27 protein-coding genes and 1 other annotated feature are annotated in these 22,973 nt (G+C 38.2%); of the genes, 9 read left to right on the top strand and 18 right to left on the bottom strand.

Annotated elements, in window-relative coordinates:
- The first annotated feature begins 203 nt into the window (after window positions 1–203).
- Window positions 204–950: an FxLYD domain-containing protein gene (locus B5473_RS14765; RefSeq protein WP_079526469.1), complete on the top strand. Its 747-nt coding sequence runs from the start codon at window positions 204–206 to the stop codon at window positions 948–950.
- 17 nt (window positions 951–967) lie between these two features.
- Window positions 968–1,579: a hypothetical protein gene (locus B5473_RS14760; RefSeq protein ID WP_079526466.1), complete on the top strand. Its 612-nt coding sequence runs from the start codon at window positions 968–970 to the stop codon at window positions 1,577–1,579.
- A 668-nt stretch (window positions 1,580–2,247) separates the two neighbouring features.
- Here the strand turns inward: B5473_RS14760 and B5473_RS14755 are convergent.
- The gene (locus B5473_RS14755) at window positions 2,248–3,246 is read right to left on the bottom strand and encodes an MBL fold metallo-hydrolase (protein WP_079526464.1); all 999 of its coding nucleotides are present in this window, start codon (window positions 3,244–3,246) and stop codon (window positions 2,248–2,250) included.
- 372 nt (window positions 3,247–3,618) lie between these two features.
- Window positions 3,619–3,830, top strand: a binding site (T-box leader).
- Window positions 3,831–3,912: 82 nt separating this feature from the next.
- Here B5473_RS14755 and proC point away from each other — a divergent pair.
- The 4 genes from proC (at window position 3,913) to B5473_RS14735 (ending at window position 6,115) form a co-directional block, all read left to right on the top strand.
- Window positions 3,913–4,719: a pyrroline-5-carboxylate reductase gene (gene proC, locus B5473_RS14750; RefSeq protein WP_079526462.1), complete on the top strand. Its 807-nt coding sequence runs from the start codon at window positions 3,913–3,915 to the stop codon at window positions 4,717–4,719.
- A gap of 99 nt (window positions 4,720–4,818) precedes the next feature.
- Window positions 4,819–5,133 (top strand): ArsR/SmtB family transcription factor, encoded by a 315-nt coding sequence (locus tag B5473_RS14745; RefSeq protein ID WP_079526460.1) that lies wholly within the window; start codon window positions 4,819–4,821, stop codon window positions 5,131–5,133.
- Between the two features lie 77 nt (window positions 5,134–5,210).
- Window positions 5,211–5,639, top strand: a complete 429-nt coding sequence (locus B5473_RS14740; protein WP_079526458.1) for a DMT family transporter — start codon at window positions 5,211–5,213, stop codon at window positions 5,637–5,639.
- Between the two features lie 11 nt (window positions 5,640–5,650).
- Complete coding sequence (locus B5473_RS14735) at window positions 5,651–6,115, top strand: DMT family transporter (protein ID WP_079526456.1); 465 nt, start codon at window positions 5,651–5,653, stop codon at window positions 6,113–6,115.
- 94 nt (window positions 6,116–6,209) lie between these two features.
- On the opposite strand, the gene B5473_RS14730 is transcribed toward B5473_RS14735, so the two are convergent.
- Entirely contained in the window at window positions 6,210–6,473 is a 264-nt protein-coding gene (locus B5473_RS14730) for a 3-isopropylmalate dehydrogenase (RefSeq protein WP_254865335.1), read from the bottom strand.
- A gap of 221 nt (window positions 6,474–6,694) precedes the next feature.
- On the opposite strand from B5473_RS14730, the gene B5473_RS20955 reads away from it, so the two are divergent.
- The 3 genes from B5473_RS20955 to B5473_RS14720 all read left to right on the top strand — a co-directional run bounded on the left by B5473_RS20955 (window position 6,695) and on the right by B5473_RS14720 (window position 7,949).
- The gene (locus tag B5473_RS20955; RefSeq protein WP_254865334.1) at window positions 6,695–6,856 is read left to right on the top strand and encodes a nucleotidyltransferase family protein; all 162 of its coding nucleotides are present in this window, start codon (window positions 6,695–6,697) and stop codon (window positions 6,854–6,856) included.
- Window positions 6,823–7,248: a nucleotidyltransferase family protein gene (locus B5473_RS20950; RefSeq protein WP_368483390.1), complete on the top strand. Its 426-nt coding sequence runs from the start codon at window positions 6,823–6,825 to the stop codon at window positions 7,246–7,248. The genes B5473_RS20955 and B5473_RS20950 overlap by 34 nt, the downstream gene beginning before the upstream one ends.
- A gap of 293 nt (window positions 7,249–7,541) precedes the next feature.
- The gene (locus B5473_RS14720) at window positions 7,542–7,949 is read left to right on the top strand and encodes a cohesin (RefSeq protein WP_079528743.1); all 408 of its coding nucleotides are present in this window, start codon (window positions 7,542–7,544) and stop codon (window positions 7,947–7,949) included.
- 121 nt (window positions 7,950–8,070) lie between these two features.
- Here B5473_RS14720 and B5473_RS14715 read toward each other — a convergent pair whose 3' ends face one another.
- The 16 genes from B5473_RS14715 to B5473_RS14635 form a co-directional block, all read right to left on the bottom strand.
- Entirely contained in the window at window positions 8,071–10,161 is a 2,091-nt protein-coding gene (locus B5473_RS14715; RefSeq protein WP_254865333.1) for a transglycosylase domain-containing protein, read from the bottom strand.
- A gap of 343 nt (window positions 10,162–10,504) precedes the next feature.
- Complete coding sequence (locus tag B5473_RS14710; protein ID WP_079526450.1) at window positions 10,505–10,960, bottom strand: SMI1/KNR4 family protein; 456 nt, start codon at window positions 10,958–10,960, stop codon at window positions 10,505–10,507.
- A gap of 101 nt (window positions 10,961–11,061) precedes the next feature.
- Complete coding sequence (locus B5473_RS14705) at window positions 11,062–11,343, bottom strand: hypothetical protein (RefSeq protein WP_079526448.1); 282 nt, start codon at window positions 11,341–11,343, stop codon at window positions 11,062–11,064.
- Window positions 11,344–11,476: 133 nt separating this feature from the next.
- Complete coding sequence (locus B5473_RS14700; RefSeq protein ID WP_254865332.1) at window positions 11,477–11,632, bottom strand: hypothetical protein; 156 nt, start codon at window positions 11,630–11,632, stop codon at window positions 11,477–11,479.
- A 46-nt stretch (window positions 11,633–11,678) separates the two neighbouring features.
- On the bottom strand, window positions 11,679–11,870 hold the full coding sequence (locus B5473_RS20945) for a hypothetical protein (RefSeq protein ID WP_254865331.1): 192 nt from the start codon (window positions 11,868–11,870) through the stop codon (window positions 11,679–11,681).
- 545 nt (window positions 11,871–12,415) lie between these two features.
- On the bottom strand, window positions 12,416–12,646 hold the full coding sequence (locus tag B5473_RS14685; protein WP_079526444.1) for an acyl-phosphate glycerol 3-phosphate acyltransferase: 231 nt from the start codon (window positions 12,644–12,646) through the stop codon (window positions 12,416–12,418).
- Between the two features lie 125 nt (window positions 12,647–12,771).
- Window positions 12,772–13,713, bottom strand: coding sequence for a ribonuclease Z (gene rnz, locus B5473_RS14680; RefSeq protein ID WP_079526443.1), 942 nt, complete (start codon window positions 13,711–13,713; stop codon window positions 12,772–12,774).
- A gap of 439 nt (window positions 13,714–14,152) precedes the next feature.
- Window positions 14,153–14,755, bottom strand: coding sequence for an alpha/beta hydrolase (locus B5473_RS14675; RefSeq protein WP_079526441.1), 603 nt, complete (start codon window positions 14,753–14,755; stop codon window positions 14,153–14,155).
- Window positions 14,756–14,788: 33 nt separating this feature from the next.
- Entirely contained in the window at window positions 14,789–15,772 is a 984-nt protein-coding gene (locus tag B5473_RS14670) for a ring-cleaving dioxygenase (protein WP_079526439.1), read from the bottom strand.
- Between the two features lie 78 nt (window positions 15,773–15,850).
- Window positions 15,851–16,285, bottom strand: a complete 435-nt coding sequence (locus B5473_RS14665; protein WP_079526437.1) for a MarR family winged helix-turn-helix transcriptional regulator — start codon at window positions 16,283–16,285, stop codon at window positions 15,851–15,853.
- A 128-nt stretch (window positions 16,286–16,413) separates the two neighbouring features.
- Entirely contained in the window at window positions 16,414–17,286 is an 873-nt protein-coding gene (locus B5473_RS14660; protein WP_254865330.1) for a TRM11 family SAM-dependent methyltransferase, read from the bottom strand.
- A gap of 66 nt (window positions 17,287–17,352) precedes the next feature.
- Complete coding sequence (locus B5473_RS14655) at window positions 17,353–17,802, bottom strand: protoporphyrinogen oxidase (RefSeq protein WP_079526433.1); 450 nt, start codon at window positions 17,800–17,802, stop codon at window positions 17,353–17,355.
- Between the two features lie 118 nt (window positions 17,803–17,920).
- A complete protein-coding gene (locus tag B5473_RS14650) occupies window positions 17,921–19,405 on the bottom strand; it encodes an MFS transporter (protein WP_079526431.1) in 1,485 nt (494 codons plus the stop codon).
- A 156-nt stretch (window positions 19,406–19,561) separates the two neighbouring features.
- A complete protein-coding gene (locus B5473_RS14645) occupies window positions 19,562–20,794 on the bottom strand; it encodes a DNA polymerase IV (protein WP_079526429.1) in 1,233 nt (410 codons plus the stop codon).
- A gap of 345 nt (window positions 20,795–21,139) precedes the next feature.
- Entirely contained in the window at window positions 21,140–22,078 is a 939-nt protein-coding gene (locus tag B5473_RS14640; protein ID WP_079526427.1) for an ABC transporter permease, read from the bottom strand.
- On the bottom strand, window positions 22,065–22,970 hold the full coding sequence (locus B5473_RS14635) for an ABC transporter ATP-binding protein (protein WP_079526425.1): 906 nt from the start codon (window positions 22,968–22,970) through the stop codon (window positions 22,065–22,067). Before B5473_RS14635 ends, B5473_RS14640 begins: the two co-directional genes overlap by 14 nt.
- Window positions 22,971–22,973 lie beyond the last annotated feature (3 nt).

The raw sequence follows: 22,973 nt of genomic DNA, 5'->3' as shown, positions 1-22,973 counted from the left end.
AAGTCTAGCTATAGATAGGAAATGCTAAAAAAAGTACGGGAAAGATAGTAAAATATTGTAGGTTTTTGCGAAGTTTGAAACCCGTACATAGTGGAATTTTTAGTAATTTTTGATTTATGGAAAAATTAAATATAACTTTTAGACTATGCTATAATCATTCAGGAATTATATTAACATTAAGTATTATAACAGGAGGAAATTAAATGAAAAAACTTGCAATATTAATGTTTAGTTTACTTTTCATATTGACTGCATGTGGAGATTCAAAACAAACAATTTCACAATCTGCAGATAAAGAAAGTAAAACTGATAAAACTGAAGAAAGTGCGAATACTGAAGAAAACGCCAATGCAAAATTAGAAATTGAAGATTCAGGATCTAATGTATGGAGCGACTCTATTGACTCTATTTGGATCAATACAGCGGCCATTTTTAAAAACACAGGCGATGTACCGGTTGATATTGGTGAAACACAAATGAATTACAAAGGGAAAGACGGTAGTATATTAGGCACTTCAACTATGATTTATGCCGTTCCTGCAATTGTTCAGCCAGGAGAATCAGCATTTATCGTAGAAGGCACAACACTAAATGAAGAAACATCACTAGACAATTATTCTGAAACAACATTTAACTTTAATTTTGAAGCAACTGAAGAAGATTCAAACTTAATGGAAGTTAGTGCAGTAAAAGGGATTTCAAGTGACTACGGATATAGTGTTACAGGTATTGTTAAAAACCCTACAGACGTTAAGCAAGAAGATGTACGTCTAGCGGCCATTTTATACGATGCAAACGGTAAAATTTTAGGCGGATTATCTGGCAGTGTTGATGTAGGACTAGCTGCTGGCGGTGAAGCAGGTTTTGAACTTAGCTACCCACCATTACCAGATAACATCGGTTCAAAGGTAAATAAAATCGAAGTAAAAAGCTACGGCTTCACTTGGTAAACGAAGGAGTATATAGGATGAAAAAATCATTATTTATTATAAGTACAGCGCTATTATTTTTAACGGCTTGTGGCGCAGAAAACGACAAGAAGCAATCGGATCAGGAACAAAGTATCGAAGTAGACAAAGGCTTACTTGATGTGGAATTAACATTACCTGCTGATTTTTTTGAAGATGAAACGCCAGAAGAAATCGAGGCTGCTGCTAAAGAAAAAGGTGTTAAAGAAGTTAAAGTAAATGAAGACGGTACTGTTTATTACAAAATGAGCAAATCTGCACATAAAAAAATGATGAAAGAAATGGAGAAGGGTGTAATTAGTTCGGTTGATGATTTAGTCAATGGCGAGGACTACGAATCGTTCAAAGAAATTTCATATAACAAGGACTTTACAGAATTTGATGTAACAGTGAATAGTGAAAGCTTTGAAAATAGTTTCGATTCATTTGGACTATTCGGATTAGCATATGTCTCCATGATTTACAGCGCATTTGATGGCAAATCCAGTGATGAACTTAAAACAACCGTCAATATCATTGACGAAAAAACGGGAGAAAAAACGGATACAATTGTATTCCCTGATGATATCGAAGACGATACTGAAAATAGTGATGCAACGTCTGAAGAATAAGGTTTCGTTTTAATAAAATACAGCTCAGTAAACGATTTTTAAATAAATCTTACTGAGCTTTTTTAATTACCAAAGTAATTTAGTCTGCTCTTGTATTATTATCTCAAAATAGATTTCAAACAACATCCTTAGCAAATCATGCCCTCTTATTTCCACGGCCAAATTATTCCCATCCATGGGCCGGTTCCAATTCCTTCTGGAACGAACCACTTAAGGTCTCTCCACATGTAACCACAAAAGTCCCCTCAATAAGATCTTATATCTTTTAAATAATTTAAAAAAATATATATTGTTGCGTTAAAACGCAACCAGGTGGATTTTTCTTTAGAGCTCTTAATAATCAAGGCAATGAAAATTATTATTCAGCACCGTTTGTCCCCTTTTCGGATTTTGAAAGACATATATAAGGCAAGAGAGTAATGATGCAGATTGGGTCGGAAGGCATGAGCTTATTAATAAATGGTGTGTGTCAGTAAAGGTTGAAAATGCGAATGAACAATTATTATTCAATTCCTTTTATTAGTCCAATTCTATACAAAAAACCCCCTAATAGTTTAGGAGGTTTAAGTAAAGTGTTCAATTAACATTCTAAGGATGGTGACATATGTGAATTCAAGTTATTTACTGCTTTGAAGTAATCAGCTAAATATCTAATCAATGATTTGCTATTAGTAACCTGTATTATTTAAAGATTTATTCTCTTTTTTTGTAGCCTGACGGGAAATGTCACTTTTTTTATAAAAATGAATCCCATCCCGCTCCTCGATCTCGACCATACCTTGATCAACCAAGTAGTCAAACTGCCCTAATGTTTCCGATAGTGTCAGCCCAAGCTGCTGTTGGTAAATTCGTTCGAATAATTGAGTTGTCATTTCAAAGTTAGTTTGCGGTGTATTAAGCATGCCGTAAACTTTTAATGCGCGTTGTCTTTGTTTTTCCAACCGTTCATCAATGAGCGGTTCGATATTTGTCAGTTCTCCGCCATGACCTGTATACAATTTCGATATTTCTAAATTTTTCAGGCGTTTAAGTGATTCATTATATTGCAGCAATGATTTAGGTCGCTCCATCGATAAATCAAGCGGTGGCTCAACTAATGGATTCGATGATGTACGTTCCAGCAGTAAATCCCCGCCGATACATTCGCGGGTATCCTCTTCAACAAAAATAAGATGGCTTTGCGCATGTCCGGGTGTTTCATATACTTTCAAACCGGGATGACCTGGCACTTCATCGCCCTCTTTTAAATAGCCAGTCAACGGAATTGTACCGAATAGTTCAATTTCGCCTTTAACATGTAAAATACGGTCTACATATTTTTCCGGTACGCCCTGCTCAATTAGGAGCTTTTTGAAAAATCGCTCATGATACTGCAGAAATTCCGGCTCTTTTTTCATCCAGTAATCAACATATTGATGCCCTAACACTTCCGCCCCTGGAAATGCATCGATCCAACCGGCATGATCCGGATGATGATGTGTCAGCACAACTTGTTCCACGTCTTTCATATCATAACCTGCAGCGCGCAAACCCCATTTAATCGCTTCATACGCTTCTTCTGTTTTCGGCCCTGCGTCAAATAATGTCAGTGCGTCTCCCTTTACTAGAAAAGCATTTACATCCCCCACCGCATATGGTGTAGGTATAACAATTTTATGTACTTCCATATTTTAATCCCCTTTATCTTAATTCAGCAATCACTCACCCCTTCAAGTAGATGATAGCTGTTTGTTTTGTTTAACCCAGCTGCTGGTCCAAAAGCCAGCTGAATAAAGATAAGCCTCTGGCAGATGTCACAGATTTTAAATTGAATTTAATGAGGAAGTCAGCCTAAAAACGCCGCATCCTGCGACAACGGCTGACTGACCCACGTACTGTTGGCCTAAACTCAAAAAAATCTGGACGCAATTACGCCGAAGCGTAATTGATTCGCTCGTAATGAATGACTATTCATTTATTTTAACTCTTTTTCCTTTATTCGTCACGTCAAAGGTTGACAGTTTTTCAATACAGCACTATAATTTTGGATAATTCAAAATTTACAGGCAATGATAAAGCCAAGTAAATTATTTTAAGGTTGTAGAGAGTGCCGTCTTTGCTGAAATCGGCATAACCCGCTGAAATAATTGAACCTCCTTTTGAGCCGTTATGACAACATAACCGTACCCTTTGCGATAAAAAGGCTGAAGCTGCACACATTATGTGTGAATAAAGGTGGTACCGCGGAAATCAATGCATTTTCGTCCTTACTGATTGTAGGGATGGAAGTGCTTTTTTATATTTCTTTTACAAATGTTTAAAGGAATCGGATTTAAAAATCGGAGGGATACACTATGCAAAAAGTTATATTTATCGGCGCAGGTTCGATGGCAGAAGCGCTCATTCACGGATGGATTAAAAAGAATGTCATCAACCCGCATGCCCTGTTCATATCCAATCGGTCCAATAAAGAACGACTAAAAGAATTGGTCGAAAGCTACGATGTCAACCTGTTGGAGGACCATACACAATTGCAGGATGCGGATCTCGTCATTTTGGCAATGAAACCGAAAGATGCCCGCGCTGCAATGGAAATTATCGCATCACATCTAGGTGCGGATACGGCTATTATATCGGTGCTCGCTGGTGTAACCATTGAAACTATTGAACAGTATCTCGGCAGCCGTTCGATAGCTCGTGTGATGCCAAACACTTCTGCAACAATCGGCATGTCTGCATCCGGTATTGCATTCAATCAGCATGTAACAGAAGTGCAGCGTGCACTTTATATTCAAATGCTTGAAGCGATCGGCATAGTCATTGAAGTTGAGGAAGAAAAGCTTCATGCAGTTACAGCGCTTGCCGGAAGCGGCCCTGCCTATTTATACTATTTGGTTGAAGCATTTGAACAGGCCGGCGCTGAGTTTGGGCTATCAAAGGAAGTCGTGCGGGAACTGATGGTACAGACAATAGCCGGTTCAGCTGAAATGCTGAAATCCGGAAACGTTGAACCTTCAATATTGCGTAGAAAAGTAACGAGTCCAGGTGGAACGACAGAAGCTGGAATCAAAGCCCTTGAATCGATGTCCTTTAACGAAGCGATTGTGAACTGTGTCCGAAGTGCAGAAAACCGCTCAAGAGAACTGGCACGCGGGGAATAAAAAAGCACCCACTAGTTTAACTGGTGGGTTACTTTTCCTGGGAAATACTTCAATATCTCACCTTGACATATCGAGAATTCTAGATATATAATTACACGCATGGAACCTATTGATGTATTCAAAGCATTATCTAATGAAACAAGACTCAATATTCTAGAGTGGTTAAAGGAACCCGAGAAACATTTCCCAAAACAAGGCGCTCACCTACCTAAGGAGGTAAGTTACAAGGGTGGAGTATGTGTTGGGGATATTCAGGAAAAGGCCAAAATTTCTCAATCTACGGTTTCGAGCTACTTAAATATGATGCAAAAAGCTGGTTTACTTGAGTCGATTCGCCATGGACAATGGACTTACTACAGACGTAATGAAGACTTTATTCAACAGTTGGCTGAATACTTTAAAACAGATATCTAATGGGATTTCTGTTTTTTTATCAATACTTATATCGATTTTTCTAGATATACAATTATACCGAAAAGAGGATTTCATCTATGCGCTTTATATTTTATATATTTGCTTTTTTAGCTGGAGCAGCACTTAGCTTTGAAGGCGCGATCTATGCTGAACTAGGAAAAACAATCGGACAAATAGAAACAAGCTTTTATAACTTCTTTATGGGCTCAATCATCATGGGGCTATTGTGGCTCTTTTTTGGCAAAGGCAGGATTTCCTATACTTTGGAGGCACCTAAGTGGACATTACTTGGAGGGCTCTTAGGTGTTGTTTATTTAACTTCCATTGTTGTAAGTGTCCCATTCGTCGGTGTTGGCATAACAATGGTTGCGGTCATCATCGGGCAATTAGTGATGAGTATGACGATTGAACACTTCGGTTGGTTAGGTAGTAAGAAAAATAAGATTAATAAAGAAAAAATATATGCAGTTATTTCAATGATCATTGCACTTATATTAATAAATTAGGAGGTATGGCCATGGGATTATTTATGATTCTATTCACGCTGATTGGCGGTATCACATTAAGCGCACAATCATCTATCAATGGTACATTTAGTCGAAAAGCTGGAACAATTGAAACAACATTTTTAACCTTTCTTACTGGGACAATGTTTTTGACCATATTTATTTTATTTTTTGGCAACGGAAATCTGCTGGGAATTTTAGATGCGCCAAAATGGCAATTAAGTGCAGCGTTTTTAGGTACGATGTATTTACTTTTGACAGTTATAGCAGTACCACGAATTGGAGTGATCGCAACCAGTATTGCTGGAATCACTGGTCAACTTGTAGTCGGAGTAATTATTGATCATTTTGGATGGTTCAATAGTTTAGTCATAGAATTAGACGTTAAAAGAACATTTGCCTTACTCTTTATGTTTATCTCCCTATATTTTATCTATAAAGGGAATAAACGCACTAGCGACGATACTGTTGCATAAGAGTGAAATATTCTCTATAAATAAACAATTTGAGGCAATCTTCATCTTATGAAGATTGCCTTTATAAAAAACAGTAATTACTTTAAGTTCGAATTTAGAAAATACTGTTCAATTTTTTGATTATAGTAACTAAAATGGCAATAAGGAATACAATAAGGCTATTTATTAGTAGATAGCCGGCAAGATTTAACCCGTAGAATATAGCAAAGGCATCATTAATAAATAAGGTTAATGCAATTCCAAGTCCGCCAAATACACCTGCCAGTAATAATATTAAAAATGCTGCTGAGTACAGATTTTTCTCTTTTTTGAAGACTATAAACCCACTAACATTTGCGATAATGATTAAAAAGATCATTAGTATGATGAAAATATTACCCATTAATCTCCCCTCCATATACATACTTTACCAGTTAAACTGAAAACTTGTTAAGAATCTCCCATAATGAAATCAATCTGACTTCCAGTGCTTCTCTAAGGCAAAACATTATAACCATTACGTTAGTATAATCTTTTATGAGGAATAGCATGTTCAAAATACAAAGGATATAATAGCAGTAAAAAAGGAGATGATTACTTTTGGATTACGAATTAGAGTTAACGAACATTATAAAATCAGAGCAACTTATGATGTCGATTTTAAAAACCGTGCAAGAATTACAATTAAATGATTGCTGGGTCGCAGCCGGTGTTATTCGAAATAAAGTCTGGATTACTTACATAATGTACAAACAGAAATAAATGATATTGATGTAATATATTTTGATGAGTTTCATAGTTCAATAGAGTCTGAAAAAGCTTTAGAATCCAAGTTGCAAAAAAGTATGCCTCATCTGCCCTGGTCCGTAAAAAATCAAGCCAGAATGCATGTTAAAAACAAACTTTCTCCCTATTCATCATCATTTGAAAGTGTTGCTCATTTCCCTGAAACTCCTACTGCAGTAGCCGTTCGTTTAAATAACAATCAAATAGAAATCTTAGCTCCTTATGGCTTAAATGATTTATTTGAAGGACTAGTTAGACCTACGCCTCCATTTAATCAAGATTCCAAATTACATCCTATCTATTCAAATCGAGTACAAAGTAAAAATTGGGGTTCTATATGGAATAAGTTAAAAATTGATTCGCAATAAAAGTCAGCAAAGGGTCGTAATGATCCGAGCTTTACTTTTCACTACTCATATCTCACGAAAATTAATCCGTGATATAATTTTTAATATAATTCCCTGCATAAATTATTATAATTAAAGCAGGAAAATATCCGTATATGGATACGAGCGCAGATCCTTATGAAAGTAGCGCCCGATGATAAATTTTATTTTTAATTCTATTCATGAATTTCACCTTTTTAAAAAACAAAAATTTTGTCAATCATTTCTTGATATAATTTCATTCAACATCTCTCATATTAAGGAACGAGGAGATGATGACATTGTCAAATAAGAAAAATAACGAAAGCAAACAGGCAAGTAATGATCAATCTAAGCTAGGTACTCTTTACGAGATCGCAAAAGAATTTTCACCCATACTTTCAACCGATGCCAAATCCAAAATTGAAGAAATTGCTAAAGATTTCTTCCCTGCAAATGATCAAACTAACCGAATGTCCAATGCTTTTGCTTCAATGAAATCACAACCGAAAAGCCAGGAAGAAATTGCGAAAGAATTCCTTCCTACAAACAATCAAACAAATCGAATGTCCAATGCTTTTGCTTCAATGAAATCACAACCGAAAAACCAAGAAGAGATTGCAAAAGAGTTCCTCCCTACTAAAGACCAAGCATTTAAGCATGATAATGGTGCGAATTTCGATAAGCGGAACCCAAATTCATAATAAATTTATTAGTAAAGCCTGTGAGATTTTTTCACGGGCTTCTTCACTTTAATTTACTTTTTTCAATAAAGCTGGGAAGGTACCCCTCTCTTCTGCTAAATGAATAATTAATTATTTCAAATTACTCTTTTTCCTCCCTTTTGTTCTCTTTTCCCATCTCTTTCTTCTCTTTTTCTTTCTCTTTCTTCTCTTTTTCTTTCTCTTTCTTCTCTTTTTCTTTCTCTTTCTTTTTCTCTTTCTCTTTCTTTTTCTCTTTCTCTTTCTTCTTCTCCTTTTTCTCTTTCTCCTTCTCTTTTCTCGCTTTATCATTCTCCTTCTTCTCTATCTCTTTTTCTTTCTTCCTCTGTTCTTCCTCTTTCTTCGCCTGTTCTTTTAGCTGTTTGCCTAATAGAGGTAAGGCAAATTCTTTTTGGTTAAACTCTGTAATAGATTCAGTCAAAATTTCCTTGAAAACCTTTGTGACAGTAGTTCCGCCAGTTCCTAACAAATAATGATTTTCATCTGTTTGATCATAGCCCATCCAAATTGCTCCAACTATTTCCGGCGTATATCCAACAAACCAGTGATCCTTTGCGCCACCAAAATTCGCAAAAGGAAGCTCTGACGTTCCCGTTTTACCTGCTACTTCCCATCCATCTACTTGAGCATTTTTTGCTGAACCTTCTTCAACAGCACCTTTAAGCATATAAGTAATTTCCTGGGCGACCAAGGGCTTCGTAACGTTCGTCTCATTATGATGCCACTTGGCAATGACCTCGCCATCTGCATCTTCAATTTTTTGTATAGCGTGTGCTTCTACCATTATACCATCATTAGGAAATACGGAAAACGCCTGAGCCATTTGTAAAGGAGATACCCCTTCACTTAAACCACCAAGTACTAAACCTAAATTATGATCCTCTTCTTTTAGTTGAATACCAAAACGCTCTACCGCATTTATACCGTATTTCAATCCCATTTTATTTAATAACGATACCGGTGGGATGTTGTATGAATTCACCAATGCTTCATACATCGTTACTTCCCCGTGGAATCGTTTGTCGTAGTTCATTGGTTGATACCCGTCAATATTAATCGGTGAATCTGATAATTTATCATAGATTTCATAGCCTTGTTCCAGAGCAGGAGTATATGCCGCCAATGGTTTCATAGTGGATGCAGGTTGACGTTTTAATTGAGTAGCGCGATTAAACCCTCTAAAAGTATGGTCTCCCCTTCCGCCAACAAGTGCACTGATTCCTCCAGTTGATGGATTGATAAAGATTGCTCCACTTTGGATCAGCTGGTCAGATTGCCCTTCCGGAAACATTTCATTATCCTTATATACCTGTTCAACCGTATTTTGTATTGCAGGATTCAGTTCTGTATAAATATGAAGTCCACCCGAAAGAACCTCATTTTCTGTAAGCCCGTATTGTTCGATCGCTTCCTCAATAATATGGTCGACATAATAAGGATATTTCCCTTTATACTCATCAATCTTTTTGGCCTCTAATACAATCGGTTGTTCTTTTGCTTTTTTCGCCTCGTTTTGAGTAATGTAACCTTCCTTTTCCATCAATGCTAGAACAAGGTCTCTCCGTTGAACGGATTTATTCAAATCTTTTATTGGTGACAAAAGAGATGGCGCTTTAATCAACCCCGCAAGCATAGCCGACTCACTTAATGTTAATTCACTGACATCTTTGCCGAAATACGTTTGGGAAGCCCGCTGCACGCCCCAGGCTCCTTCACCAAAATAAATCTGATTTAAGTAGCGTTCCATAATTTCGTCTTTATCGTATGTTCGTTCAATTTTTTTCGTTAAAATAAGTTCTTTTAACTTTCTCGTATATGTACGTTCCTGTGTTAGAAAGACGTTTTTAGCCAACTGCTGTGTAATCGTACTTCCTCCCGCCACAATTTCTCCGCTCATCGTGTTTTGTGTCATTGCACGTACAATTCCTATAATATTAATTCCATTATGCTTGTAAAACTTCTGGTCTTCCGTTGCAATTACAGCTTGAATAAGATGTTCCGGAATCTGTTCTATATTGACTCCATCTATTTTGGAACCTGTAACTTTACTGGCTGCCTCTCCATTTTGATCATAGATAATCGTTGGCTGTGGCGTAGGTTCTTCTAATTTACTGACATCGCTTGTCCAAATAAAAATATTAAATATGAGTAAACAGCATAATAAAAATACTGAACCCACTACTATAACTTTCATTATTATTTTTTTATCTTTAACCTTTCGCCATATCCGCCCGGTTAATTTTTGTTGCTGTCTTCTTTCCACTCTTTTCACGTTTCGTTCCACCTTTTAGTCTTACGATTCAGCTTCTGCATAAAGGCTATTGTTAGTTAGGGAATATGCATAGTCAATAGAATTTTGTTAAACCGCTACTTTGTCCTCTATTAAAACCATTGCGTTCATAACATTTTTCCTACATAATGCGGGCGCTAAAATGAAAAAGGACGCTAATTCTTGTTTAAGAATCTCGTCCGATTAAAGTAATACACTCCTGAATATATCAAACCTTTTCTGTTCTTGGTGTGAAATTAAGTTTGTATTAATCCCATTCCGTTAGACCATTTAAAAACACTTCAAAATTAGGAGCAAGATCAATAATTTTTTCTTCGTCAGTATCAATAAAAATCACAGGAGGTTCCGCCTTTTTATTTCTATAATCGAGAGCTATCCATGAGTGGCCGTCTCCGGAAATCAATACAACATTCTCAGGTAGTTCCCATTCTTGAATCAAATACTCACTTTGTAATATCCCTTTATCCATTCCCAATCCAATCCCAAGTATGTAATCAACATTAACATGATCTTCAGCCCATGATGTTGGTATATTAGTTGGGTATGCATTAAATTTTATATAACCTCCATTTTGTTGTTTCAAAATATTTATGTAGGAATTAGGCAGCTTTATTTTTAATAATTCTTCTGCTTTTTTTACCATTTCATCTGTTAACAGCTCTAATTTATAATAGTCGTTTTCCTCTTGCCAAATATTTTTCATTTTTAATTCCTCCATTAAATATATGCATACCCTTTTGCTTACCGATTTACTGTTTAATATAGGTTATTAACCCCTAAAAACCAATTATTCAAATACTACCTTTATTTAAAATAATCTCTATACGCACTGATGAAAGCTTCGGGTGAGGATTTCACGGTATACGTATATACACCTTGCAGCGTATGCAAATAGAGAATCCCCCCTTGTTTGGCAATTTCCCGGTAAGAAAAATCCATCACAATGTTAATCGGAAATTCTCGATGCTGAGTAACGACTTTATCATTGTATAAATAAATGATTCGGTTATGTTCCACTTCATACTGTTCAGTACCTGTCACGGTTCTTTCTACTTTAAAATAAGGATGTTGCGCGATCAAATTCATGGGAACCTCCTAAAGCAAAGACTTACTGATAATATTAGCACAAACAGCATACTTATTTGGTGAAACGGACACACCAATTAATTAAGCTAAAAAGGCAGAATTCGTCTTTTTGAATTCCGCCCGCTCGTTGGATTTAGAACGCCTCCACACCAAAATATTCAGTTAATGGTTGCTGTCTCCCGTTTTCATGCCATTCTTCATATTTGCTAAAGACCTTCATCACGTCGCCTCCGTAGCAGCATTCTACTAAATAATGAACTGCAGCGGCACTTCTCCAATAATTCAGCATAATTGAAGCTAATGATGTCTGATTATAACTGCCTGCTCCAAAATCATCATTTATGCGATGTATCTCTGAAAGATCTCTTATATAGAAATGAATAGTCATCTCGAATATCGACTTCATAAAAGTAGTCGTTTTCCGTAACGGTATCTTTCACTTCTATTTCAAACAACCCCATGCCTCTACGGAAATTATTTTCTACTAAAATGATATTTCCCCGTTCAATCCCATAGTTCGTTTCCATGTAGTTCTCCACATAATGGAATACTACCGCGCCTCGAGATTTACTATTAAAATAATTGAAAGCAACAAAAACCACAACTATACAAAATAATAAGTTAAAGAGAATTATTTTTTTCAAGAGCCTTCCCTCCGCAGTCTAAAATTACAATTTATAAAATTTTAGTGGAAAGAAAAAATAGTAGAGCGATGATTGGAAGGATGATAATCGTAATTAAGGCTTTCTTTTTAGTATTTTGAATGGCACGTTCAGTGATTTCAGGTTCTTCTTTGTATAATCCTCTTCGTCCCCATAACAAGCTTTCCTTAGGGTTTACATACGTCCAAATCGTAACCCCGTATAGCAAAGCCCATGACAATATAACCAATATCACCTCTCATCACCGTCCCAACTTGTATAATAACTAATATACGATTGAAATTGCCATTAGTTTCAAAATTTTTACAGTACTTATCAAACTGATCAATAAAAAACACTCAGTTTAAAAAATAACTGAGTACTTCGGAATGTGAATTATTTAATTTTCCCCTTAAGCGAACCGGAACTTTCTACAATAGCCCATTCTTAATCCGCTTCACAATACTGAATGTCGTATAAAGTGAAATCGGCCCTAATACCGCGGCAATGATCAGCCACATCGTTAAGCCATCTGTTGCCTTCAGCATGTCCAAGTTTGTTCGTATGTACACAACGACCCCAAATAACAGAATATAGCTCATGACATTTGGAAAAATAACTAGCAATCGTAATACTTTCGGTGAAATTGTCGGTTGCTGCATCATTCATCCCCCCTTTTCTCCATTATAGCGGAAACTTTCTGTATTTGAACAAAATTCTCTTAAAAAAGTAAAGAGGCGTATAGTAAACATTCACCCCGTTTACTACACACCTCGATTCAATTTATCTATTCCATTTCCAGCAATTCGTTTTTCCGCCACTCGTATTGGCTGAAATCATTCGCTAAATAGCTGTTTTCGAAAATCGCTTGAGCTTCCTCCAAAAATGGAATGAGATCATGCTTCAAAAATCGGGCACTTATATGATTCAACAGCAAATGTCTCGCTTGTGCCTCTTTCGCGATTTTGGCTGCTTCAGTATTCGTCGCATGTCCATACTTGCCCGCCAGTTCAATTGTGGAATGGTCAAAGGTTGCTTCATGTACGACAACATCCGCATTCTGTGCTAAACGGATACTGTTTTCGCAATACTTTGTATCCCCTAAAATTGCAACAGTGAACCCTTGCTGTGGTGGTGACGTCACATCACTGCTTTGGACAACAGTCCCATCCTCCAATTGTACTGAATAACCTGCTTTTAATTGACCTAATAACGGACCTTTTGGTACACCTAACGTCAAAGCCTTATCGATCAGCAGCTCACCCTGCATCGGCTTTTGTTCAATCCGGTAGCCGAAACATGGGACAACATGCTGAAGCGGCAGTGCACGTACCGAAAACTTCTCATCTTCAAATACGATTCCATCTTTTACTTCGACAAATTCAATCGGATACGTTAAATGGGTTTTCGATAATTGTAATGTTTGTTCAATCCATTGTTGTAACCCAGCCGGCCCATAAATTGTAAGCACGTCCTCCCCACCTAAAAAGGATCGGGAACTCAAAAAGCCCGGCAGCCCGAAAATATGGTCGCCGTGTAAATGAGTAATAAAGATTTTATCGATTCTGCGCGGTTTTATCGTTGTATGCAAAATTTGGTGCTGGGTCGCTTCCCCGCAGTCAAACAGCCAAATAGAGCCCCGTTCTTCCAACAGTTTGAATGCGATCGAACTCGTATTACGTTCTTTTGAAGGCATCCCTGCACCGGTACCTAAAAATTGGATTTGCATGTCATTTCCTCCTAACACGAGTTTAGTTTGCCTCATGTAGAAGCTTTTTACTATCGTTGTATTCATTATAGGTCGCAAATAAGTTTATGCAAAGAAAAAATGGGGCGGAAAAAGAAATGACCATGTGAAATGATAAAACTCCCTCTCTTCATCACTTGTTTAGCAGAAAAAACTAAGTTTAGCTTCATTATTCCTTATTAAGAACCTCCATCTTGGCTAAACTGACTACTCAACTAATCCTTCCCTATAATTAAACATATAATAATGAAATAAACGATTGGAGTTGAGAAAATGAGCCTCATTTTATGGATGACGGTATTATCCGGAACATTAATAGCTGTCTTTGCAGATAATAAAAAATGTAATAAGAAAAACACTTAACGAGAAGAGACCCTTTCCTGAAACTGGAAAGGGTCTCTTATGCATGAACGTTCTTCAATTAAAACGTGCGCTCATACCAAGCTTTAGCTTTTTGTACTTCATTCATCGTCAGCTGGTGACCGTTCGATTCCCATTCCAATGTCACGTTCGCTCCTGCATCCGTTAAGTAACGCTCCAGATCAATTGCTTCTTGCTGAGGGCAAATCGGGTCATTCACTCCTGCTGCGATAAATACTTGTGTGCCGTCTTGTTTCGCAACAGTTGCTTCGTGATTCGGAACCATTGGATGATGAAGAACCGCACCTTTTAATGCATTTTCATATTCAAATAACAGATTTGCTGCGATATTTGCACCGTTTGAATAACCGATCGCAATAATGTTTTGACGGTCAAAACCGTATTCGCTTGTTTTCTCGCCGATAAATTCATACAGTTCTTTCGTACGGAAAGCCAAGTCTTCCATATCAAAAACGCCTTCAGCTAACCGTCGGAAAAACCGTGGCATCCCGTGTTCTAAAATATTGCCGCGTACACTTAAAACCGATGCTTCCGGATCAATGATTTCTGCAAGTGCAAGCAGGCTGTTCTCATCTCCGCCTGTACCGTGCAACAGTAAAAATACCGGCTTGTCTTCTTTACCTTTATTAAAAATATAGTTCATCGGACATTCTCCATTCTCGTTTTGATAGTCGTATTATTCGTATTCTTTTTCGATAGTTTTTGTTGAGCGTACTGTATCAATCGGACGTACAACACTTTCAATATAGTCTCGTTTGCTTTCAAGAAATGGCGGTAATGAAAGAATTTCCCCTACTGTTTCATATGGCTCATCGCCCATGAATCCTGGTCCATCTGTTGCCCATTCAAATAAAATCCCCGGCGCTACACGTGCATAAAGTGATTCAAAGAAGAAACGGTCTACATAGCCTGACGTACCGAACCCGAAGCTTTCAAGACGCCCGATCCATTCACGCAACACGGCTGTGTCTTCTACACGGAATGCTGCATGGTGAACTGTACCGAAACCTTGACGACCTGGCTGTAATACCGTATTGTGCTCGACAATAACAGATGCCCCGTTTCCGCCTTCTCCTACTTCAAATAAGTGCAGTGAATCTTCTTTGCCTGTTTGACGCATCACTAAGACTTTTTCAAGAACTTCCTTGAAATAATCATAGTTCGAAACGCGTACATGAATCGGGCCTAATCCAGTAATCGCAAACTCTAATGGAATCGGACCTTTTTGCCAAGGTGTACCAGAAGCGATCCCTTCATTGTTTTCATCTGAAATGAGCATATATTGCTGATCATCGAAATCGATGAACGATAATGTTTGCTTACCGAATAATGGTTTAATGCCTCCATGCTGTACTTTCAGACGGTCAAAACGTTTCACCCAATATTCCAGTGCTGCATCATTTGGTACACGGAAAGCTGTTTTGTAAATTTCGTCCGTACCGTGACGACCTTTCGGAATTCCCGGGAAATCAAAGAATGTCATATCTGTTCCTGCAGAACCTTTATCATCCGCGAAAAACAGGTGATATGTTTGAATATCATCCTGGTTGACAGTTTTTTTCACTAGTCGCATTCCTAATACATATGTGAAAAATTCATAGTTTTTTTCTGCACTGCTTGTAATGGCTGTTACGTGGTGGATTCCTTTAATATGGTTCATCTGTATTGCCTCCATTTTTCTCGATATCGAGATATTAGTTTAAGAAAAATGCACCGAGCCCGATGCTTGTTTATCACTTTAAAGTTTGTCCGCATGGTGTCCCACACGCTTTAAATAGTCTGTTAAGTTTTGCAGTTCTTCATCCGATAACACATCAAAAATCGATGCAATCTTTTCTTCATGCGATGGGAAAATCGATTCAATCATCTGTTTTCCTTCATCCGTTAACGAAACAAACGTAACACGGCGATCTGTCGGACAGGCAACACGTGCAACGAGATTTTTTTTCTCCAGTTTATCGACGACATACGTAATACTGCTGCTTGCGATTAATACTTTTTTACCGATGATTTGAATAGGCTGATCTCCTTTATGATAAAGCAATTCCATCACGGCAAATTCCGTTAAATTCAGATCATGCTGCTGGATATCTTTTTTCGTCGCTTCTTGAACGGAAGTTTGAGCCCGATGCAAAACAGTAAATGCTTTTAATTGTTTGTCATATTTACTCATAAAGTACCCTCCTCCCTGTTATCACGAATTCATTTATCTTTAATTCGAGATAAATATACCATGTATAAAATGCAGTGTCAAACAAAAAACGTTCCAATCCAGTTCTACACTGAATTGAAACGTTTCTTCTATTCACATATTAAAACTTGGCGTTCGAATTTCCCTTTTTTCAATACGGCTCTATCGATAATTGTTAAACCGGCTTCACGAATTTTATCGTCCATCGACTCGATTGTCACAATGATAACCCGTTTTGCGATCCTACGGGCATTTGTAATGATGCTTTGCTGCAGCTCACCTGTAATATGCGTAAATAAATTGTATGGCATATCAATAATTGCCACATCATAGCCTTCACTTGCCTCTTCAATTGGACCGATTTCCACATTCGGTTCATAGCCGAAGTGACGAAGATTAATCCGGGAACCCCACACAACACGTTTATTTATGTCGCGCCCTTCAATTGCAATGCCCATACTCATTGCTTCCACAAGCACCGTACCAATACCGCAGCAAGGATCGATCACCTTTAATCCGTCCGGAAATGGTACCGCGATATTGACAATCGCACGGGCATCCCGTGTACTCAGTGCAGTAGAGTACATTTCAGGCTTTTGCATATGCTTTAGCCAAACCGCTTCACCGTATGTAAGCTCGCCTAAATAATAGCGCTCCTCGTGAATAACAAGTCCCAATACTAAGTCCGGCTTAACAAGTTCCGGTTCGGCATTGATTGCTGAGCTCAGGCGAATCATATAGTCGTTTCGAATCGCTCTGTTAAGTTTTGGCTTAATCGCATCATCACTATTATTTAAACAGTGAATTTTGAACGTCTTTTGTCCAAGCTTCAGCTGTGCCGCCATTTCTATCAGCTGCTCTATTGAACTCGCTTCATGGAATACGGTTAATCTTGAACGCATATACGGACTACGACTCGGCTCTATTTTTTCTTGGCTAATTAGAACATTTCCTTCCACGTGAAAGTTAAAAAATGTGCGCATTTCCAAACGTGAAAGTTCATATTCATCTCTTTGCCAAGTAAAACTATATAAGTATTTTTGCTTCATTTATTTCTCGACTTTCGATAATAATTGCGCAACAAATTGGTAAAGCATTTCACAAACTTCAGTAATCGTCATCTTCTCATGGAAACCTTCTATGCAGTCGAACGCAATGTTCAGTTCCCAAAGCCCTTCTTGACCGGAGAACGCTGCACTGCTGCTTCCTAACGCGGATTTCACATTGTCTTTCAAATATTGACGAATTACTTCACCATGTTTCTTTTGCAGTTTCAAGCCGAATAATGCCGTATACAGATTAAATGCATCATCAAATTCAAGTGCTACCGCATCGATGCGAATATCGTTGAATTGTGCACATTCCACATAAATAAATTCACCTTGATTGTCCTTTAAATAGTGGATTGGTGTTGATGCAAATGCATTACTTTCCGCTGTAATTGTATCTTCTGTTTCTTTACTGCATCGTTCTAATACTTCTAAATGTAATTGTACCATGATTATAATTCCTTTCGATTCCATATTCGCCCATTAAAAAATCACCTAGTCCAGTATACATGACTATTGTTTAAAGCGCATTAGAAAGAAATTTCTTTCAAAATGGAAAACCGTGTTTTTATGAATGATGCATTTTTTCTTTATGCTGAACTTTCACGAATGCCGCACCCGATTTCATAAATGAATAAAGAACTACGATACAGAAACTAAACAATAATGTTCCTGTAAAGACAAAGCCTGATGTTCCTACTAAATCAAGTGCACCTAATAGTGAAGACCCTGCGACTACTCCAATGGAGAAAAACGCATAAAAATAGCCGTATGCTTTCCCGCGAGTCTGTTCAGTCGTTGCTTCAATTAATATGGCATTAATAGAAGGGAATAAAAATGCAAACCCGATGCCATACAGTGCAAGTATTGCATACAGCCATGACATTTCCGTTGTCAGGCCGATGCCGATTTGAGCAAGTCCGAGTAATAGCACTCCGACGAACAATGTCACTTGCGGATTCAAATAATCGAAAATCTTGTTCGTCGGTAAAATAAAGATCAAGACAGCAACAATTCCGAATACACTTAGTAATGTACCGGATACTCGCGAGCCATACCCTAAATCCTGTACGTAAATCGGCAATAAATACGCGAGAACACCTTGTGAAAACATAAGGAAAAATGCGCCGCCATATGCCTTTAAAATACCGCTGTTCCAGTTCAACTTTTCGGTTACCTGCTGCTTATTCCGTTTTGGTAACGGTGATTTGCGTAAAAACACGAACAGGCCAACCAATAAAACAATGCCGTACAGTGCAACGATTCCAAGCACATTCGGCACTGAAATTTTGCTTGCCAGAATACCGCTTGAAGCAGGACCGACAATTGCCGCAATGCCGACAAACGAACCTGTAACCGCACTTCCGCTTCCCTGTTCGTTCGATGCACGCATATTCGCAAGCAGTGTAAATGCTGCTGGAGTAATAAACCCGCTACTAAACCCGTGAATACAGCGGACAATTAAAAGTGCCGTCGCATTATCGACAAGCTGGTAGCATAATAGCGAAATCGCAGACGTCAACAAACCGAATACTAATATACGGAATGCCCCAATTTTATCGGTGAAAATACCGGAGAAGATATTGCCGAATGTATTCATAAATGAATAAAGACCAACGACAATCCCCGCGATAAATGTTGTCGCGCCGACCGATAATGCATATGTACTCATAATCGGCAGCTGGACGAACAGATCGAAAAACGAGAAGAAAATGATGGCATAGACGAGCCAATGTTTCGGAAATGGCTTTGTATGTAATAATGGCTGCATTTTCTTCAGTTGATAGTCGAATAGAAAATTGCCAAATGGAATAAATGCGACCAGCACGCTTAACAATGACCAGCCGATATGCCATTGAATGCGCAGTTGCACGATGACGATTGCGAGAAAATAAACCATAAAAATACCGCCGTGTACGCTGCCGTTTACCGTCACAAATTGCGGTAAATCTGCGAAATACTTAAGCGGCATGGAAATAAGTAATAGCGTAATGAGCGAAATCCCATCGAGTAAGCCCATTATTCGTAAAAACCGGATCGGATGTATACGCATAGTGTCCTCCTGAAGCATAATATCAACCCTATTATAGCATGGGTCTTTCGTAGTTACCTCACTAAATGAAAATTATTCTCATAATACTATGTATGAGTTTCGGAGAATTTAAACATTGCAAGCTGTATAAAGTTTCCACTTTAACTCAGCTTGCGTTCACTTTGTATGATCCTCCAGAAAATCCTTGCTGAAGCTTGTTTTTGATGCGTAGCTTTTTGATTTCACCCGGACACCGCGTTTAATGGTCCCTTTTCCGAACTTCTTTTCAATATTTTCGACAAGTTCCAAAATCGGCTCATCTTTAATATGCTGTTCAAAATTAAACAGACTGAGCTGCTGGGTCAATTCGGATTGATCGACAACATTGGAAACGGTAATCCCGATCAGTCGGACAGGTGTTTCATCCCAGTTTTCGGTAAACAGTTTCCACGCGATTTCAAATATTTCATCTGCCTGATTAACGGCGTTCCGCAATGTTTTACTGCGCGAAGCATTTTGCCAGTCGAAATTGCGTATTTGAATCGTCACCGTTGTCCCCGCCAAATATTTTACTTTCAGACGTTCGGATACACTTCTGCTCAGTTTTTCAAATGTTTCTTTCAAAATATAATATTCGGTTTCATCCCTTGGAAGTGTCGTCGAATTCCCGACGCTTTTCGTATCAAATATAGCGTTCGGGTCAACCGGCCGCGAATCAATGCCGTTTGCACGTTTGATAAGTCGAGCCCCATTTTTCCCTAAATTCCGTATTAACAGCCGTTCATCCGCTTGCGCCAAATCACCGATTGTAAAAATATTGAACGTATTTAACTTCTTCGCTGTTTTCTCCCCTACCCCATGCATTGTCACGACTTCCTGGGGCCATAAAAGCTCCGGAAGCTCGCGAATTCTCAGAATCGTAATTCCGAGCGGTTTTTTCATGTTGGAAGCTGTTTTGGCGAGGAACTTATTAGGGGCAATACCAATCGAGCACGGCAAATCAAGTTCATGTAAAATACGCAGCTGAATTTCCTCGGCTAGCTGGAGCGGATGCTGTGATTTCGAGCGTTCCGTTACATCTAAGTAGCCTTCATCAATTGATACAGGTTCCACTAAATCAGTATAGCTTCTCAATATGGAGAAAATTGCCGCACTAGCTGCCCGGTATTTTGGGAAATCAGGAGGCAATAACAGTAGTTCAGGACATTTTCGCTTTGCTTCCCCGACATTCATCGTCGTATAAATCCCTTTTGCACGGGCTTCATAAGAGCTTGTTACAATAATGCCGCGGCGTTCCTTTGCATTCCCCGCAACAGCAATCGGTTTCCCTTTCAAACTCGGATCATGAGCCTGTTCGACAGAAGCATAAAAACTGTTCATATCTAAATGAAAAATAATTCTCGCCGCCATTTTCCCCACCTCCTTTTACTGAGCAGATTGTTATGAATACTATTTTACTACATTATTAATGTTCCGGGGTAAACGCTGAATCCAATAAATAAGAGGAAATTCTGTTATTTTCAATTTAATTTATAAGTTCTAAAATAATTGGAACTTTTATCGTTAGCTTCGCCAAAACGGGCCGTTACTATTAAATAGAGACATAAATTCCCGATATTTACTTCCAACATACCTTATACAAAACAGCAGTAACCAAAAATTCCCCATTCCCTAAATCTTTACAGATAAAGGAATGGGGAATTTCATAAATTAAATTTTTTTACTATATTTAATTGTTTTAAAAAATTTTCCGTATTAAGCTGTTACGTCACGCTTCATAAAGTAACCGAATGTAATCGCGAGGAAGACAATCGCATACACGATATTGACAATTAATGAGAACGTAAACGTTAAGCCTTCAATCATCGGCATACTTCCCGGTGCATAATAGGATAAATCATTCGCAAACCAAATGTATTTCGCAAAATCATATTGGGCGATAAACATTGTTGCTGTAGAACCCATTAACAAGATAAACAGCGATAAACTTACCGCTAACGTACTTGAACCAAAAATTGTACCGATCATGAATGCAAATAAGATTGTCATAATAATCGAGCCAAGCGAATAAAGCGTCGTTTCAACAAATGTATTCTCTACCGTTTCCTGTACAACTTGCCCATCAACGACCGATAACGCAATTGCACTGTCGGTACCGAACAATGCCATCCCGACAATTAGAGCGACAACGATTCCCGAAGCAAATAAAGCAATACCATAAAGAATCGATGCAACAAGTTTTGAAAGTAAGATTTTCCATCGTGCTACAGGGCGAGTCAGCAACATTTTTATCGTACCAGTACCAAACTCAGATGAAACGATACCTGCCGCAATAACGACAGTAAATATGCCTGTTACCATAATTGTCAAAGTTAACGATAAGTCCATATGTTCCGTAAATGTCATAGCATTTGATGGTGGTAAATCATTGGCGATACGGTATTCAATCATCGCAATTTCTTCCTTGAAATATTGCTCATCTTCCGGCATTAAATCTTCTGAAGCAAGCATTTCTTTCGGATGTGCCAATAATTCTTCATTAGCTGCCAAGCGTGCTTCTTTTGTACTTGAATCCACATCATAATATTTGTTCATCCCTGCAACAAATACGATTAACACAATTAAAAGACCGCACATGATCCATGCATTTTTTTGCGACCACATTTTAATCCATTCATTTTTAACGTATTGCATCGATTGCACCTCCACCTGTCATCTCGATAAATTGATCTTCAAGACGTTTTTGAATCGGCTGGATCGTATATAGATCAATGCCTGATTCAACTAGTTTACGAATAAGTGCAGGCACTTCTTCTTTTGTCAGATTGACTACATAGCCGCCATTCTCTTTAGTTAACGGCTCTTCAAACATCGCCTGAAGCTGATCCGGTTGACCGACTTCAATGTAATATTGTGCTGCCGCGACATGTTGCAGTTCACGAATATCAATCAGCTCACCATTTTGGATAATCGCGATCCGGTCTACCATTAACTCGATTTCGGATAAAAGGTGACTTGATACAACGATTGCGACATTATCTTCTACGGCAATTTTACGCAAATACATGCGGAATTCACGGATACCGGCAGGATCGAGACCATTTGTCGGCTCATCCAAAATTAAAAACTTAGGACGGTGCAGCATCGCCTGTGCCAGTCCGAGGCGCTGACGCATCCCTAGCGAATACGTTTTAACTTTTTCATGTATACGATTTTGCAGACCGACTTGAGCTACAACTTCATCAATACGCTGTTTCGTTACTCCTTTATGCATACGGGCAAAGTGCTGCAAGTTTTTATACCCTGACATATATTTATACATTTCCGGGTTTTCAACGATTACACCGATATTACTGATTGCTTCTTCATAATTTGTCGAAAGCTTTTTCCCATCGATGATTACTTCTCCTTTTGAAGGATACATTAATCCCGTCATCATGCGGATTGAGGTTGTTTTACCAGCTCCATTTGGTCCCAAAAAACCAGTGATCTGACCCGGATAAAAGTCCAGGTTCAAGTCTTTAATAATGTGTTTGCCTTTAATCGTTTTGTTCAAATTTTTAATTTCTACAATTGGCTGTGACAATTG

This window comes from Solibacillus isronensis, from assembly GCF_900168685.1.
Taxonomy (GTDB): Bacteria; Bacillota; Bacilli; order Bacillales_A; family Planococcaceae; genus Solibacillus; species Solibacillus isronensis_A.
Note: the sequence above shows the minus strand (reverse complement) of the source record. Positions and strands in the feature narration are given on the sequence as shown.

Excerpts from the sequence above, each read along its gene's own strand:
- B5473_RS14765 (WP_079526469.1), top strand. The coding sequence starts at position 204 with ATGAAAAAACTTGCAATATTAATGTTTAGTTTACTTTTCATATTGACT.
- B5473_RS14760 (WP_079526466.1), top strand. The coding sequence starts at position 968 with ATGAAAAAATCATTATTTATTATAAGTACAGCGCTATTATTTTTAACG.
- B5473_RS14755 (WP_079526464.1), bottom strand. The coding sequence starts at position 3,246 with ATGGAAGTACATAAAATTGTTATACCTACACCATATGCGGTGGGGGAT.
- proC (WP_079526462.1), top strand. The coding sequence starts at position 3,913 with ATGCAAAAAGTTATATTTATCGGCGCAGGTTCGATGGCAGAAGCGCTC.
- B5473_RS14745 (WP_079526460.1), top strand. The coding sequence starts at position 4,819 with ATGGAACCTATTGATGTATTCAAAGCATTATCTAATGAAACAAGACTC.
- B5473_RS14740 (WP_079526458.1), top strand. The coding sequence starts at position 5,211 with ATGCGCTTTATATTTTATATATTTGCTTTTTTAGCTGGAGCAGCACTT.
- B5473_RS14735 (WP_079526456.1), top strand. The coding sequence starts at position 5,651 with ATGGGATTATTTATGATTCTATTCACGCTGATTGGCGGTATCACATTA.
- B5473_RS14730 (WP_254865335.1), bottom strand. The coding sequence starts at position 6,473 with ATGATCTTTTTAATCATTATCGCAAATGTTAGTGGGTTTATAGTCTTC.
- B5473_RS14720 (WP_079528743.1), top strand. The coding sequence starts at position 7,542 with ATGACATTGTCAAATAAGAAAAATAACGAAAGCAAACAGGCAAGTAAT.
- B5473_RS14715 (WP_254865333.1), bottom strand. The coding sequence starts at position 10,161 with ATGAAAGTTATAGTAGTGGGTTCAGTATTTTTATTATGCTGTTTACTC.
- B5473_RS14710 (WP_079526450.1), bottom strand. The coding sequence starts at position 10,960 with ATGAAAAATATTTGGCAAGAGGAAAACGACTATTATAAATTAGAGCTG.
- B5473_RS14705 (WP_079526448.1), bottom strand. The coding sequence starts at position 11,343 with ATGAATTTGATCGCGCAACATCCTTATTTTAAAGTAGAAAGAACCGTG.
- B5473_RS14700 (WP_254865332.1), bottom strand. The coding sequence starts at position 11,632 with ATGCTGAATTATTGGAGAAGTGCCGCTGCAGTTCATTATTTAGTAGAA.
- B5473_RS20945 (WP_254865331.1), bottom strand. The coding sequence starts at position 11,870 with ATGGAAACGAACTATGGGATTGAACGGGGAAATATCATTTTAGTAGAA.
- B5473_RS14685 (WP_079526444.1), bottom strand. The coding sequence starts at position 12,646 with ATGCAGCAACCGACAATTTCACCGAAAGTATTACGATTGCTAGTTATT.
- rnz (WP_079526443.1), bottom strand. The coding sequence starts at position 13,713 with ATGCAAATCCAATTTTTAGGTACCGGTGCAGGGATGCCTTCAAAAGAA.
- B5473_RS14675 (WP_079526441.1), bottom strand. The coding sequence starts at position 14,755 with ATGAACTATATTTTTAATAAAGGTAAAGAAGACAAGCCGGTATTTTTA.
- B5473_RS14670 (WP_079526439.1), bottom strand. The coding sequence starts at position 15,772 with ATGAACCATATTAAAGGAATCCACCACGTAACAGCCATTACAAGCAGT.
- B5473_RS14665 (WP_079526437.1), bottom strand. The coding sequence starts at position 16,285 with ATGAGTAAATATGACAAACAATTAAAAGCATTTACTGTTTTGCATCGG.
- B5473_RS14660 (WP_254865330.1), bottom strand. The coding sequence starts at position 17,286 with ATGCGCACATTTTTTAACTTTCACGTGGAAGGAAATGTTCTAATTAGC.
- B5473_RS14655 (WP_079526433.1), bottom strand. The coding sequence starts at position 17,802 with ATGGTACAATTACATTTAGAAGTATTAGAACGATGCAGTAAAGAAACA.
- B5473_RS14650 (WP_079526431.1), bottom strand. The coding sequence starts at position 19,405 with ATGCGTATACATCCGATCCGGTTTTTACGAATAATGGGCTTACTCGAT.
- B5473_RS14645 (WP_079526429.1), bottom strand. The coding sequence starts at position 20,794 with ATGGCGGCGAGAATTATTTTTCATTTAGATATGAACAGTTTTTATGCT.
- B5473_RS14640 (WP_079526427.1), bottom strand. The coding sequence starts at position 22,078 with ATGCAATACGTTAAAAATGAATGGATTAAAATGTGGTCGCAAAAAAAT.